Source organism: Streptomyces lasalocidi (assembly GCF_005280215.1).
GTDB lineage: Bacteria > Actinomycetota > Actinomycetes > Streptomycetales > Streptomycetaceae > Streptomyces > Streptomyces longwoodensis.
Genome location: NZ_SZNQ01000001.1, coordinates 6,112,592 through 6,125,450, shown reverse-complemented (window position 1 = coordinate 6,125,450; position 12,859 = coordinate 6,112,592). Strand labels below are relative to the sequence as shown.

Below are 12,859 nucleotides of genomic sequence, written 5' to 3'. Positions count from 1 at the left end.
CTCCGGTCGGGGTGCGGTCGGCGGGGCGCGGGGACGTCACCCGTGGCGCCGTTCCACGGCCGCGTCGAAGGCCTCGCAGATCATGTGGACGGCCACCAGGTGCAGTTCCTGGACGGTCGCCGCGGCGGGGGCCGCCACGCACAGGGCCTCGTCGCTGCCCGCCGTCAGCGGGTTGGGCGCGGGTCCGGTCAGCGCCCACACGCGCAGTCCGGCGCCGCGGCCGGCGGCGGCGGCGGACAGCAGGTTGGCGCTGGCACCGGAGGTGGACAGCAGCATCAGCACGTCGCCGGGGCGGCCGTGGGCGCGGACCTGCCGGGCGAACACCTCGTCGACGCCGTAGTCGTTGGCGATGGCGGTGGTGGCGGAGGTGTCCGCGTGCAGGGCGATCGCGGAGAAGGGCGGCCGGTCGTCGCGGTAGCGGCCGACGATCTCCGCGGTCAGGTGCTGGGCCTGGGCGGCGCTGCCGCCGTTGCCCGCGGCGAGCAGCCGGCCGCCGCCGCAGAGCACGTCGGCGAGCCGTTCGCCCCAGTGCTCGGTGCGGTGCGCGGAGCCGCGGAACGCGCGGATGGCCTGGGCGAGTCGGTCGCAGTGGGCGACGGCCGTGGTCTCCTGGACGCTCATCACGCCACCTCCGTGGACTCCGAGGGCAGGGTGTGGCCGACCACGACCTGCCGGTAGACCTGTTCGACGCCGTCGGCGACGCGCTGCCAGGTGTAGCGGGCCATCACCCGGTCGCGGCCCGCGGCGCCGTAGCGGCGGCGCAGCCGTTCGTCGGTGAGGAGTTCGCGCACCGTCGCGGCGATCGCCGAGGGGTCGCCGGTCGGGACGAGCCGGCCGGTGGCGCCGTCGGCGACGGAGTCGCGGTGGCCGCCGACGTCGGTGGCGACGACGGGCACCCCGCAGGCCATGGCCTCCAGCGGGACGATGCCGAACGGCTCGTAGTCGGGGGTGCACAGCACCAGGTCGGCGCTGCCCATGAGGGCGGGCATCCGGGCCGGGTCGACCGCGCCGAGCAGCCGCACCCGGCCGGCGACGCCCAGGCGTTCGGCCAGCAGCAGCAGGCGCTCGGCCTCGTCGTCGGCCTCCAGCAGCCCGGCGGGCGGGCCGCCGGCGAGGAGGAGTTCGGCGTCCGGGATCCGGGTCAGGGCGCGGATGGCGCGGTCGTAGCCCTTGCGGCGCACCAGGCGGCCGCAGGCGAGCAGCCGGTGGCGCTCCCGCCGTGCGGGCACCCCGGTGCCGGGCCGGCCGGGCCGGAAGTGCTCGGCGTCCACGCCGCACGGCACGACGGACACGTGCTGCGGCGGAACGCCCATGTCGGCGAGTTCGTACACCTCGTCGGTGCAGGTGGCCAGGACCCGGGCGCAGTCGCGGCCGATCTGGCGCTCGATGCCGATGCGTTCGCCGGGGCTGGTGTCCCGGCGGCCCTGGTGGCGGCGCTTGACCGTGCCGAGGGCGTGGAAGGTCTGCACGACCGGGACGCCGCGCGGGCGGGCGCCGATCCGGGCGGCCATGCCGGACATCCAGAAGTGGGCGTGCACCAGGTCGGGCCGCTCGTGCCGCCAGGCGGCGGCCAGCCGGGCCCCGAACCCGGGCATGTAGGGCAGGAGTTCGTCCTTGGGCACCGGTTCGGGCGGGCCGGCCTGGACGTGCTCGACGACGCCGCCGCCGGGCAGCGGCACCCGGTCGGGCAGGTCGGTGCTGTCGCGGCGGGTGTAGACCGTGACGTCGTGGCCGCGGCGGGCGAGTTCCTCGCTCAGCCGCGCGACGTACACGTTCTGGCCGCCGGCGTCGACGCCACCGAGCGCGGCCAGCGGGCTCGCGTGCTCGGACACCATGGCGATCCTCATCGGGTCACCTCCTTCAGCAGCCGCTCCCAGTCGTTCAGGAAGCGGGTCAGCCCGTAGCGGGCGAGCGCCGCGGCGCGTGCGGCCTCGCCGATCAGGCGGGCGTGCAGCGGGTCGGCGACGAAGTCCCGTACGGCGTCGGTCAGGACGTCCAGGCGGTTGGAGACCACCCCGGCGCCGTCGGGCACCGCCTCGGTCACCTCGGTGGTGGCGAGCGCGACGACCGGCATGCCCAGGAACATCGCCTCCAGCAGCGACAGGCCGAGCGAGGTCCAGCGGACCGGGTGGACGTAGACCCGGCGGCGGGCCAGCTCGGCGTGCAGGGCGTGCTGGGGCAGGTCGTGGGTGGTGGTGCCGGGCACGTCCAGCTGGTCGGTGCGCATGCCGAAGACGTCCAGCGGCACGACGTCGGCGAACACCGGCAGCAGGTCGGTGCCGGTGGTGCGGCCGCGGCGGACCGGGTCGTTGACGACGACGGCGCCGTGCGGGAGTTCGCCGGTCCAGAGGTGCCCGGGGTCGATGATCCCGTGCTCGACGACCTCGGTCGCGGCGCGGCCGTTGTCCCACATCAGCCGGTTGAAGTGGGTGACGTGGACGAGGGTGACGCCGGGCAGGTCGGCGACCGGGTGCCGGGTGTCCGGCACGTCGCCGTGCGGGGCGTTGTGCTCGACGTACACGAGCGGCGGGCGGCGCCCCAGCCACTGGTCGACCAGGGCGAGTTCGTGCGGGCGCTGGAGGACCACCAGGTCGACGTCGGCGTCGCGCAGGCGCTCCGGGGAGACCTCGACGACGCTGTCCGGCCAGTCCCAGGTGCGGGCGCGGCCGAGGCCGTCGGGTCCGCGGTCGGGGGTGACGGGGACGAGGTAGGTGTGCGGTCCCTGGACGAACGACGTCGTCCAGGAGCCGTGCACGTGCCAGATCAGGATCCTCACGCCTGCCTCACCTTCTCCACGGCCAGTCGGACGTCATGGGCGGTCACGGACTCCAGGCACGGGTGCCCGGGGACGGGGCACTGCCGGGCGCGGCTGTCGGCGCAGGGCGCGTGCTGGTCGCCGAGCAGCACGCAGGGCACGCCGTAGGGCCGCCAGCGCTCGGCCGGTACGACGGGGGCGAACAGCGACACCACGGGTGTGCCGACGGCCGCCGCGAGGTGGGCGGGGCCGGTGTTGCCGGTGACGACGGCGTCGGCGCGGGCGAGGACGCCGGCCAGTTCGGGGGCGCCGGTGCGCCCGCCGAGGTCGACGCCGTCGTTCCCGGCGACGCGGCGGGTCAGCGCGCGTTCGCCTGGGCCGCCGGTCACCACCACGCGGTGTCCGGCGTCGGCGAGTGCGCGCACGGCCTGGGCGCAGCGGGCGGGGCTCCAGGCGCGGGCCGGGACGCTCGCCCCGGGGTGCACGACGACGTAGGGGCCGGCGCCGGTGAGGGCGCTGGTGTCGGGCGGGGGCAGGATCCGCAGCCGGGTGTCGGCGGGCCGGGGGAAGCCGGCGGCCTCGGCGAGGTCCAGGGCGGCGTCCACCTCGTGGGCGTGCGGGGCGCGGTGGTGGCGGACGTCGAGGAGGGAGCCGGGGTAGTCCTCGCTGTCGGCGGCGATGCGGGTGACGCCGGCCAGCCGCAGCAGCAGCGCGGTGGGCAGCGGGGACTGGTGGAAGGAGGTGAGGACCAGCGCGGTGTCGGCGCGGACGGCCGCGATCAGCTCCTCGACGGCCCGACGGCGCACGGGCGGCGGCTCGAAGCCGGCCCACGGCGCCTCCCAGACCAGCACCTCGTCGACGCCGGGCAGCAGGTGGGCGGCGGGGGCGCCGAGGGGGCCGCACAGCAGGGTGACGTGGTCGGCGCGGGCGGCGACGGCGCGGATCGCGGGCCCGGCGAGCAGCACGTCGCCGAAGCTGTCGAGCCGGGTGACCAGGGCTCTCATAGCGTCCTCCGGTCGGACGCGGACACGGCGGCCGGGGGCCGTTCGTCGTCGAGGAGGTGCCCGCGCGGCGGCCCGGCCGGCAGCAGGGCCCGTACGGCGGTGAGCAGGTCCGGGGCGACGTGCTCGGCGGCGGCCGTCTCCTCGGGGCGGGTCTGCGCGGTGGGCACCAGGACGCCCAGGGCGCCGGCCCGGCGGGCGGCCTCGACGTCGGCGCCGATGTCGCCGATCACGGCGGTCTCCTCGGGCGGGACCCCGAGCCGCGCGGCCGCCTGGAGGACCATGCCGGGCTGCGGCTTGCGGCAGGAGCAGCCGTCGTCGGGGCCGTGCGGGCAGACGGCCCACGCGTCGAACGGGCCCAGGAGGGCGTCGACGCGCTCGTTGACGCGCCGTACGTCGGCCGTGCTCAGCAGCCCGCGGGCGACGCCCGACTGGTTGGTGACGACGCCGGTGGCGACGCCCCGGGCGCGCAGCAGGGCCAGGGCCTCGCGGGCGTGCGGCACGGGGCGGACCAGGTCGGGGTCGCCGTTGTAGGGGACGTCCTCGACGAGGGTGCCGTCGCGGTCGAACAGGACCAGCCGGATGCGGCGGTCGTGGGGCGCGGGCCGGTTCACCGGGCCACCTCCCGCCAGGGCGGGGCGGCGCGGTGCCGCCACGCGCCGCTGAGCCGGTGCCAGCTCGCGGCGGGCGGGATGAGGACGCTGGTGGCGAGCATGGTGGTCACCTCGTCCCGGGTGCGCGGTCCGGGCGCGATGCGGGCCCAGGCGAACTCGGCGGTGCCCAGCGCCCAGCCGAGCCCGGCGAGGGCGGCGGCGCGGGGCCGGCCGGCCGCGGCCAGCGCGAAGGCGGCGAGCCCGGCCGCGGTGACCGCGAGGTGGGCGCGGATGCGGCCGCGCGGGGCGGCGGCCTTCTCCCACCAGTCGGGGCCGTGCAGGGCGCGCATCAGCGCGTCGTCGGCGTTGCCGCGCTGGTTGCGCAGGGAGACCCAGCGGTCGGCGGCACGGACCGGGTGGCGGGTGGTGCGCCGGCCCCGCTGGACGCGCCAGCCGGCGTCCAGGACGCGCAGCGCGACGTCGGCGTCCTCGCGGAAGGCGCGGGGGAAGCGTTCGTCGAAGCCGCCGACCTGCTTGAGGGCGTCGGTGCGGTAGGCCATGTCGGCGGTGATCCAGCGGGCGCGGGCGAGGCCGGCGGTGGTGCGCTCCCAGTCGGTGGGGCGGCGCTCCCCCGGCAGCGGCACGGCGAGCACGCCCTGCACCGCGGCGGTGTCGGGTCCGGCGTCGGCGAGGTCCTGGGCGAGCTGGTCGCACCAGTGGGGGCCGACCTGCACGTCGTCGTCGAGGAAGGCGACCCACGGGGTGGTGACGGCGCGCAGCCCGGTGTTGCGGGCGGCGGCCGGTCCGCGGGCGCCGCCGGGCAGGACCGTGGTGCGGTCGGTGAGCTCGCCGAGGACGGCCAGCGCGTGCTCCAGCGCCGCCGGGTCGGGCTCCGGGCGGTCGTCGACGAGGACGATCGCCGCGGGCCGCGGGCCGTGGGCGGCGACGAGCGCGGCCAGGCAGTCGGCGAGGGTGTCCCGCACGAGGGTGGGGACGACGACGGTGTAGGCCGGGCTGCTCATACGGCCGCCTCTCCGTGGGGGGACCCGTGCGGCTGCCCGGTGGCGGGCGTGGGGTGCTCGTGCGCCGCCCGGACGTGCCCCGGTGCCTCAGGGCCGTCGTACATGCGGCCGCGCCGCACCACGAACGGGCCGATGGCCAGCAGGTCGACCGGCGCGGAGCCGAAGCACTCCAGGGCGTCGCGCGGGTCGTCGACCATGGGCCGGCCCGCGGTGTTGAGGCTGGTGTTGACGACGACGGGCAGTCCGGTGCGGCGCTCGAAGGCGGCCAGCATCCGCGCCACCAGCGGCTCCTGGCGTTCGGCGACGGTCTGGATGCGGGCCGTGCCGTCGACGTGCACCACGGCGGGGATGCGGTCCCGCCACTGGGGCGCCACGTCGTGCACGAACAGCATGTACGGGCTGGGCAGCGGCCCGGCGAACAGCTCGTGCGCCCGGTCGGCGAGGACCATCGGGGCGACGGGGCGGAACTCCTCGCGGCCCTTGACGGAGTTGAGCCGTTCGAGGTTCTCGGCGCGCCCGGGGTGGGCCATCAGCGAGCGGTGGCCCAGGGCGCGCGGCCCGTACTCGCTGCGGCCCTGGAACCAGGCCACGATCCCGTCCCGGGCCAGTTCCTCGGCGACGGCCTCGGCGACGTCGTCGGGCCGCTCGTACGGGACGGCGGCGGCGTCGAGCCAGGCGCGCAGCTCGTCCTCGCTCCAGCCGCGGCCGAGGTCGGCGCCCGGCATGGGCCGCGGGTCCTCGGCGAGGTGCAGGGCGCCGCCGAGCGCGGTGCCGGCGTCCCCGGCGGCGGGCTGCACCCACACGTGCCCGTAGGGGCCACGCGCGGCGATCTTGGAGTTGGCGACGCAGTTCAGGGCGACGCCGCCGGCCAGGGCGAGGGCGTCGCCGCCGGCGGTGCGGTACAGCCAGTGCACCAGGTCGAGCAGGGTCTCCTCCAGCACGGCCTGGGTGCTGGCGGCGAGGTCGGCGTGGTCGCGGGTCCAGGGCTCGCCGGGCGCGCGGGCCGGGGCGAGGGCGGCCCAGTCGACGCCGTGGGCGCGGAACCCGCCGTCGCCGGTGGCGTGGACGTGGGTCCGCAGCTCGGGCAGGAAGCGGGGGGTGCCGTAGGAGGCGAGGGCCATCACCTTGTACTCGTCGCTGCTGCGCAGGAAGCCCAGGTGGGCGGTGAGGTCCTCGTAGACCAGGCCGAGCGAGTGCGGCAGCGCCTGGGTGGCGAGGGTGTCGAGCTTGCCGTCGCGGTAGCGGCCCGCGAGGTGGCTTGCGCACTCACCGCGCCCGTCGAGGACGAGGACGGCGCTGTCGGGGTACGGGGAGGCCGGTCCTGCGGAGGCGGCGTGCGCCACGTGGTGCGGGACGTGCACGACCCGGTCGGGGTCCAGGCCGGGCAAGGCCTCGGCGAGGAACTCGGGGGCGCGCCGGGCGTACTCCAGGCGCAGCGCGTCCCACGGGTCGAACAGCCCCATGTCGGCGGCCGGGCGGGCCAGCCGGGGGTCGAAGGAGTAGGCCACGGCGTCCAGCTCGGCCGGGCGGACCCCGGCGTGCTCCAGGCACCAGCGGGCCGACAGCTCGGGCAGCTCCCAGGCGGAGAACGGCACCGGCCGCTTGCCGTGCTTGCGCCGGCTGAAGCGCTCCTCCTCCGCGGCGGCGACCACCTCTCCGTCGACGACGAGGGCGGCGGCCGGGTCATGGAAGAGTGCGTTGATGCCGAGGATGCGCATGGGGGTGACTCCGTCCCGGGCGGCACTATGACGAATGAAGAAATGTCTCAATTGCGGTTTTTGCACCTGCCGGGTGCCTGAAGGAGGCTGTCTCAAACACTTGGAGACAACTTCCGGGGGAACAGGCCGGGATGTCGCTGCGCGCAGTCGTTGGTGACCGTGCGCGACCACAGGCGGGCGTGCGGCCCCGGCCGCGGTGCGGTTGTGTTCACAGGGCTGTGCCGACTGCCAGCCCCGGCAGGCTCAGGCGGCCTGGGCGCGGGCGAACCAGCCGATGGTGCGCTCCAGGCCCTCGCTCCAGTCGACCCGGGGCGCCCAGCCGAGGCGCTCGCGGGCCAGCCGGGTGTCGGGGCGGCGCCGGCCGGGGTCGTCGACGGGGCGTTCCACGAAGCGGATCCGGGAGGCGGAGCCGGTCAGCTCGATGATCCGGCGGGCCAGCTCCAGCATGGTGATCTCGTCGCCGCCGCCGATGTTGACGGGGCCGGTCTCGCCGGACGCGGCCAGGGCGAGGACGCCCTCGACGGTGTCGTCGACGTAACACAGGGAGCGGGTCTGGCTGCCGTCGCCGGCGACGGTGAGCGGGGCGCCGTCGAGGGCCTGGGCGACGAAGGCGGGGACGGCGCGGCCGTCGCCGGTGCGCATGCGCGGCCCGTAGGTGTTGAAGATCCGCACGATGGCGGTATCGGTGCCGCGCACCCGGCGGTGCGCGGTGACCAGGGCCTCGGCGAAGCGCTTGGACTCGTCGTAGACGCTGCGCGGGCCGACGGGGTTGACGTTGCCCCAGTAGCCCTCGCTCTGGGGGTGCTCCAGCGGGTCGCCGTACACCTCGGAGGTGGAGGCGAGCAGGAAGCGGGCGCCGTCGGCGCGGGCGCGCTCCAGGGCGTACCGGGTGCCGGTGCTGCCGACGTCGAGCGTCTCCAGCGGCAGGCGCAGGTAGTCGACCGGCGAGGCGGGACAGGCGAAGTGCAGCACCAGGTCGAAGCGGCCGGGCAGGGCGCGCCAGGCGGCGGGGTCGGTGGCGTCGCCGGGCACGAAGGTGAAGCCCCGGCGCTGCTCCAGCGCGGCGACGTTGGCGCGGGAGCCGGTGGACAGGTTGTCGAGGCAGACGACGTCGACGTCGTCGTCGAGCAGTCGTCCGCACAGGTGCGATCCCACGAATCCGGCCCCGCCGGTCACCAGTGCCCGGCGCCAGGTGCGTGCGCTCATGGGGCCCTCCTTGCTCTCGCCTGCACGGGGTGACGGAGCGAGTAACCAGACGAAAGGGACACATGCCTGGATTTCGGGCACAACCGTCCGACTATGCACTGCGTGCATACACGCTGCGTATAGTCCAGGCATGCCTTCTCTGGACAAGAGGACGAAGAAGACGGGGAACGCGTTGCTCGGGGGGTTACTGGCCCTGTGCCTGGCGTCGGCCCTGAGCGGGTGCGGCGGGGCCGGCACCACGCGCCCGAGCAGCGCCCGCACCCAGGGCGCCGGCGGCCCGACCGCCCAGCCGCGGTTCGGGAGCGTGGACTGCCGCGAGGTCAAGTGCGTGGCGCTGACCTTCGACGCGGGGCCGAGCGGGAACTCCGCCCGCCTGCTGGACGTCCTGCGGGCCAAGGGGGTCCCGGCGACCTTCTTCCTGCTGGGCGCGCGGCACATCGAGAAGTACCCCGGGCTGGTACGCCGGATGGCGGCCGAGGGGCACGAGGTGGCCAGCCACACCTGGGACCACCGCATCCTCACCCGCATCCGGCCGGACGAGGTACGCGCGGAGCTGGAGCGCACCAACGAGGCGATAGAGCGCCTGACCGGGCGGCGCCCCACCCTGATGCGCCCCCCGCAGGGCCGCACGAACGACACCGTGCACGCCGTCTGCCGCGAGCTCGGGCTGGCGGAGGTGCTGTGGACGGTGACGGCCAAGGACTACCGGACCACCGACCCCGCGCTCATCCGGCGCCGGGTACTGGCCGGGGCCGACCGGGACGGGATCATCCTGCTGCACGACCTGTACGACGGGACGGTCCCGGCCGTGCCGGGCATCATCGACGCGCTCAAGGAGCGGGGCTTCGTCTTCGTCACGGTGCCCCAGCTGCTGGCGCCGGGTGCGGCGCGGCCGGGGAAGGTGTACCGCTGAGCCGGCGGTCGGCCCGGCCGTCGACCACGCACGGGGGCCGGGAGCGGGCCGGGTCCCGTCGCGGTGCCTACGATCGTCCCGTGGCCCTCTTCCGTCTCGAACGCACCGCTCCCCTCCCGCCCGAGGAGGTGTGGCGCCGGCTCACGCTGTGGTCCCGGCACGGGGACGTGGTCCCGCTGACCCGGGTGGTGGTGGAGACGCCCCCGCCCACGGGGCAGGGCACCGTCTTCGTCGCCCGTACGGTGCTCGGCCCGCTGCGCGTCGACGACCGCATGGAGGTCACCGTGTGGCGGCCCCCGGCCGGCGACGCGCCGGGCCTGTGCCGTCTGGAGAAACGGGGCCGGGTCGTCCTCGGCTGGGCGGAGATCGAGGTGACCCCGAGACCCGGCGGCCGGACCCGCGTCCGCTGGACCGAGGACATCGGCATCCGCCGCGTACCCCCCTTCTTCGACCCGGCGCTGCGCACCGCGGGCCGCTTCGTCTTCGGCCGCGCGACGGACCGCCTCCTGCGGACGCCGTAGGGGCGGGGGGTGGCGGCGGGGTCCGGTGGCCGGGGGCCGGAAATCGGCGGCGGCAGGGGTCGCAGGCAGGTGGCCGGTGATCGGTGGTCGGTGACCAGGCGCCGGCGATCGGTGGCCGGTGGTCGGGGGCCGGGACCGGCAGCCAGCGACCGGGGATGCGCGGCCACGGCCAACGGCCAGGAACCGGCGGTCCGAGGAGCGCGGACCCAGACCGGGCGCCCACGGGCGGGCGGCCCACAGCCGGGAACCAGCCACCCGAGGAGCGCGGACCTGGACCCGGCGCCCACGGACGGCGGCTCACGGCATCCGGCGACGGGACCCGCGGGCGGTGGCAGGGGAGCGCGTCCGACGAGCCGCGGGCCGCGGGCCGGCGTCGGGCGGCCCGCACCCGCCGGTCGGCGTGGGTTCAGGCCACCGAGTCGATGCGTCGCGTGGGGTGCGGGGGCCGGTCGTGGTGGATCGGGGTGTGGGCGCCGGTGAGGGACGCCCCGGTGCCGCCGCGGCGGTTCGCGACGATCTCCGCGCCGATCGACAGGGCCGTCTCCTCCGGCGTGCGGGCGCCGAGGTCGAGGCCGATCGGGGAGCGCAGGCGGGTCAGTTCCAGGTCGGTGACGCCGGCCTCGCGCAGCCGGCGGTTGCGGTCCAGGTGGGTGCGGCGCGAGCCCATCGCGCCGACGTAGGCGACCGGCAGCCGCAGCGCGCGCTCCAGCAGCGGTACGTCGAACTTGGCGTCGTGGGTGAGGACGCACAGGACCGTGCGGCCGTCGACCTCGGTGCGCTCCAGGTACCGGTGCGGCCACTCCACGACGACCTCGTCGGCCTCGGGGAAGCGGGCCGGCGTCGCGAACACCGGCCGGGCGTCGCACACGGTCACCCGGTAGCCCAGGAACCGGCCGACGCGCACCAGGGCGGCCGCGAAGTCGATCGCGCCGAAGACGATCATCCGGGGCGGCGGCACCGAGGACTCGACCAGGACGGTCAGCGGGCTGCCGCAGCGCGAGCCGCGCTCGCCGATCTCCAGGGTGCCGGTGCGCCCGGCGTCCAGGAAGGCGCCGGCCTCGGCGGCGACGGTGCGGTCCAGTTCGGGGTGGGCGCCGAAGCCGCCCTCGTGGGAGCCGTCGGGGCGGACCAGCATCGCCCGTCCGCGCAGCTCGGGAGGTCCGGAGACGATCCGCGCGAGGGCCGCCGCCCCGCCGCCCGCGGCGGCGGTGAGGGCGCCGGCGAGCACCGGGCGGGCCAGGTCGCCCGCCCGGACCGGGGTGACGAGCACGTCGATGACGCCGCCGCAGGTCAGGCCGACGGCGAAGGCGTCCTCGTCGCTGTAGCCGAAGCGCTCCAGGACGGTCCCGCCGTCCTGGAGCGCCTGCCGGCACAGCTCGTACACCGCCCCCTCCACGCACCCGCCGGAGACCGAGCCGATCGCCGTGCCGTCGGCGTCCACCGCGAGGGCGGCGCCCGGCTGGCGGGGCGCGCTGCCGCCCACGGCCACGACGGTGGCCACGGCGAACTCACGTCCCTGCTCGACCCACCGGTTCAGTTCCTCGGCGATGTCCAGCATGCTCGGTCTCCTCAACGGGTTGCGGCGGACGGGGTGTCGGGCGGGCCGTCAGTGGACGCCCAGCCAGCTCTCGATCGGGTGCAGGGCGAAGTAGACGAGGAAGATCGCCGTCAGGCCCCACATGAAGGCCCCGATCTCCCGCGCCCGGCCCTGGGCGGTCTTGACGGCCACGTACGAGATCACGCCGGCGGCGACGCCCGCGGTGATGGAGTACGTGAACGGCATGATCACCACGGTGAGGAACACCGGGACCGCGGTGGCGCGGTCGGCCCAGTCGACGTGCCGCGCGTTCATCAGCATCATCGAGCCGATGACCACCAGCGCGGCGGACGCGACCTCCTGGGGGACGATCGCCGTCAGCGGGGTGAAGAACAGGCACGCGGCGAAGAACAGGCCCGTCACCACGGAGGCGAGGCCCGTCCGGGCGCCCTCGCCGACGCCCGTCGCCGACTCGATGAACACGGTCTGGCCCGAGCCGCCGGACACGCCGCCGATCGCACCGCCCGCGCCGTCGATGAACAGCGCCTTGGACAGGCCCGGCATCCGCCCCTTGTCGTCGGCGAGCCGCGCCTCGGTGCCGACGCCGATGATGGTCGCCATCGCGTCGAAGAACCCGGCGAGCACCAGCGTGAACACGATCATGCCGACGGTCATCGCGCCGACCTGCCCCCAGCCGCCGAAGTCGACGTGGCCGAAGAGCGAGAAGTCGGGCATCGACACGGCGCTGCCGTGCAGTTCGGGCGCGCCGTTGGCCCAGGCGCCGGCCGCGACGACCCCGCCGGCGTTGAGGACGGCGGCGACGGCCGTGCCGGTGACGATGCCGATGAGGATGGCACCGGGGACGTTGCGGGCCTGGAGCATGAAGATCAGCAGCAGGGTGCCGGCGAACAGCAGCACCGGCCAGCCGGCGAGTTCGCCCGCCGGGCCGAGGGAGACCGGGGTGGCCTTGCCCTGGTGCACGAAGCCGGATTTGTAGAAGCCGATCAGGGCGATGAACAGGCCGATGCCCATGGTGATGCCGTGCTTGAGGGCCAGCGGGATCGCGTTCATGATCATCTCGCGCAGGCCGGTGACGACCAGCAGCATGATGACCACGCCGTAGACCACGCACATGCCCATCGCCTGCGGCCAGGTCATCTGCGGGGCGACCTGCGAGGAGAGCACCCCGGAGACGGACAGGCCGGCGGCGAGCGCGAGCGGCACCTTGCCGACGAAGCCCATCAGCAGCGTGGTGGCGGCCGCGGCGAAGGCGGTCGCGGTGATCAGGGCCTGCCGGCCCAGGGTGTCCCCGGCCACGTCCTTGCCGGACAGGATCAGGGGGTTGAGCAACAGGATGTACGCCATCGCCATGAAGGTGGTGACGCCACCGCGCACTTCGCGCGCGACGCTCGATCCGCGCCGGGATATGTGGAAGTACCGGTCGAGCCAGGACCTGCCGGCCGGGACGCGGGCGCCGTCGCCCGCGTCGTCGGCTGTGGTCCTCGGCTCCAGTGACTGCTGGGTCATGTGGGCCTACTCCCAAGGTTCATAGGGGCACCCGTCCTGCGCGGCTGCGGATACGGGATTTGGGAA

General features: G+C 75.8%; 12 protein-coding genes. 2 read left to right on the top strand and 10 right to left on the bottom strand.

Translation table 11 applies throughout. The features are described 5' to 3' along the window. Positions 1 to 36 precede the first annotated feature (36 nt). The 8 genes from E4U91_RS27620 to E4U91_RS27585 form a co-directional block, all read right to left on the bottom strand. Complete coding sequence (locus tag E4U91_RS27620) at positions 37 to 621, bottom strand: D-sedoheptulose-7-phosphate isomerase (protein WP_137309338.1); 585 nt, start codon at positions 619 to 621, stop codon at positions 37 to 39. Next, positions 621 to 1,847, bottom strand: coding sequence for a glycosyltransferase (locus tag E4U91_RS27615; protein WP_137309337.1), 1,227 nt, complete (start codon positions 1,845 to 1,847; stop codon positions 621 to 623). The genes E4U91_RS27620 and E4U91_RS27615 overlap by 1 nt, the downstream gene beginning before the upstream one ends. Continuing rightward, positions 1,844 to 2,776 (bottom strand): glycosyltransferase, encoded by a 933-nt coding sequence (locus E4U91_RS27610; protein ID WP_137309336.1) that lies wholly within the window; start codon positions 2,774 to 2,776, stop codon positions 1,844 to 1,846. The genes E4U91_RS27615 and E4U91_RS27610 overlap by 4 nt, the downstream gene beginning before the upstream one ends. Then, on the bottom strand, positions 2,773 to 3,759 hold the full coding sequence (locus tag E4U91_RS27605; RefSeq protein WP_137309335.1) for a glycosyltransferase family 9 protein: 987 nt from the start codon (positions 3,757 to 3,759) through the stop codon (positions 2,773 to 2,775). Before E4U91_RS27605 ends, E4U91_RS27610 begins: the two co-directional genes overlap by 4 nt. Beyond that, complete coding sequence (locus tag E4U91_RS27600) at positions 3,756 to 4,370, bottom strand: D-glycero-alpha-D-manno-heptose-1,7-bisphosphate 7-phosphatase (RefSeq protein ID WP_137309334.1); 615 nt, start codon at positions 4,368 to 4,370, stop codon at positions 3,756 to 3,758. The genes E4U91_RS27605 and E4U91_RS27600 overlap by 4 nt, the downstream gene beginning before the upstream one ends. Beyond that, the gene (locus E4U91_RS27595; RefSeq protein ID WP_137309333.1) at positions 4,367 to 5,371 is read right to left on the bottom strand and encodes a glycosyltransferase family 2 protein; all 1,005 of its coding nucleotides are present in this window, start codon (positions 5,369 to 5,371) and stop codon (positions 4,367 to 4,369) included. The genes E4U91_RS27600 and E4U91_RS27595 overlap by 4 nt, the downstream gene beginning before the upstream one ends. Continuing rightward, complete coding sequence (locus tag E4U91_RS27590; protein WP_137309332.1) at positions 5,368 to 7,089, bottom strand: carbamoyltransferase family protein; 1,722 nt, start codon at positions 7,087 to 7,089, stop codon at positions 5,368 to 5,370. Before E4U91_RS27590 ends, E4U91_RS27595 begins: the two co-directional genes overlap by 4 nt. Before the next feature lie 243 nt (positions 7,090 to 7,332). Continuing rightward, on the bottom strand, positions 7,333 to 8,295 hold the full coding sequence (locus E4U91_RS27585; protein WP_137309331.1) for an NAD-dependent epimerase/dehydratase family protein: 963 nt from the start codon (positions 8,293 to 8,295) through the stop codon (positions 7,333 to 7,335). A 130-nt stretch (positions 8,296 to 8,425) separates the two neighbouring features. Between E4U91_RS27585 and E4U91_RS27580 the strand changes: the two genes are divergently transcribed. Continuing rightward, on the top strand, positions 8,426 to 9,208 hold the full coding sequence (locus tag E4U91_RS27580; protein WP_168218167.1) for a polysaccharide deacetylase family protein: 783 nt from the start codon (positions 8,426 to 8,428) through the stop codon (positions 9,206 to 9,208). 80 nt (positions 9,209 to 9,288) lie between these two features. Further along, on the top strand, positions 9,289 to 9,729 hold the full coding sequence (locus tag E4U91_RS27575; RefSeq protein WP_137309330.1) for an SRPBCC family protein: 441 nt from the start codon (positions 9,289 to 9,291) through the stop codon (positions 9,727 to 9,729). Positions 9,730 to 10,135: 406 nt separating this feature from the next. On the opposite strand, the gene E4U91_RS27570 is transcribed toward E4U91_RS27575, so the two are convergent. Both E4U91_RS27570 and E4U91_RS27565 read right to left on the bottom strand, forming a co-directional pair. Continuing rightward, entirely contained in the window at positions 10,136 to 11,287 is a 1,152-nt protein-coding gene (locus E4U91_RS27570) for an XdhC family protein (RefSeq protein WP_137309329.1), read from the bottom strand. A 48-nt stretch (positions 11,288 to 11,335) separates the two neighbouring features. Next, on the bottom strand, positions 11,336 to 12,793 hold the full coding sequence (locus E4U91_RS27565; protein WP_137309328.1) for an NCS2 family permease: 1,458 nt from the start codon (positions 12,791 to 12,793) through the stop codon (positions 11,336 to 11,338). Between the last annotated feature and the right edge of the window lie 66 nt (positions 12,794 to 12,859).

Excerpts from the sequence above, each read along its gene's own strand:
- E4U91_RS27620 (WP_137309338.1), bottom strand. The coding sequence starts at position 621 with ATGAGCGTCCAGGAGACCACGGCCGTCGCCCACTGCGACCGACTCGCC.
- E4U91_RS27615 (WP_137309337.1), bottom strand. The coding sequence starts at position 1,847 with ATGAGGATCGCCATGGTGTCCGAGCACGCGAGCCCGCTGGCCGCGCTC.
- E4U91_RS27605 (WP_137309335.1), bottom strand. The coding sequence starts at position 3,759 with ATGAGAGCCCTGGTCACCCGGCTCGACAGCTTCGGCGACGTGCTGCTC.
- E4U91_RS27595 (WP_137309333.1), bottom strand. The coding sequence starts at position 5,371 with ATGAGCAGCCCGGCCTACACCGTCGTCGTCCCCACCCTCGTGCGGGAC.
- E4U91_RS27590 (WP_137309332.1), bottom strand. The coding sequence starts at position 7,089 with ATGCGCATCCTCGGCATCAACGCACTCTTCCATGACCCGGCCGCCGCC.
- E4U91_RS27585 (WP_137309331.1), bottom strand. The coding sequence starts at position 8,295 with ATGAGCGCACGCACCTGGCGCCGGGCACTGGTGACCGGCGGGGCCGGA.
- E4U91_RS27580 (WP_168218167.1), top strand. The coding sequence starts at position 8,426 with ATGCCTTCTCTGGACAAGAGGACGAAGAAGACGGGGAACGCGTTGCTC.
- E4U91_RS27570 (WP_137309329.1), bottom strand. The coding sequence starts at position 11,287 with ATGCTGGACATCGCCGAGGAACTGAACCGGTGGGTCGAGCAGGGACGT.
- E4U91_RS27565 (WP_137309328.1), bottom strand. The coding sequence starts at position 12,793 with ATGACCCAGCAGTCACTGGAGCCGAGGACCACAGCCGACGACGCGGGC.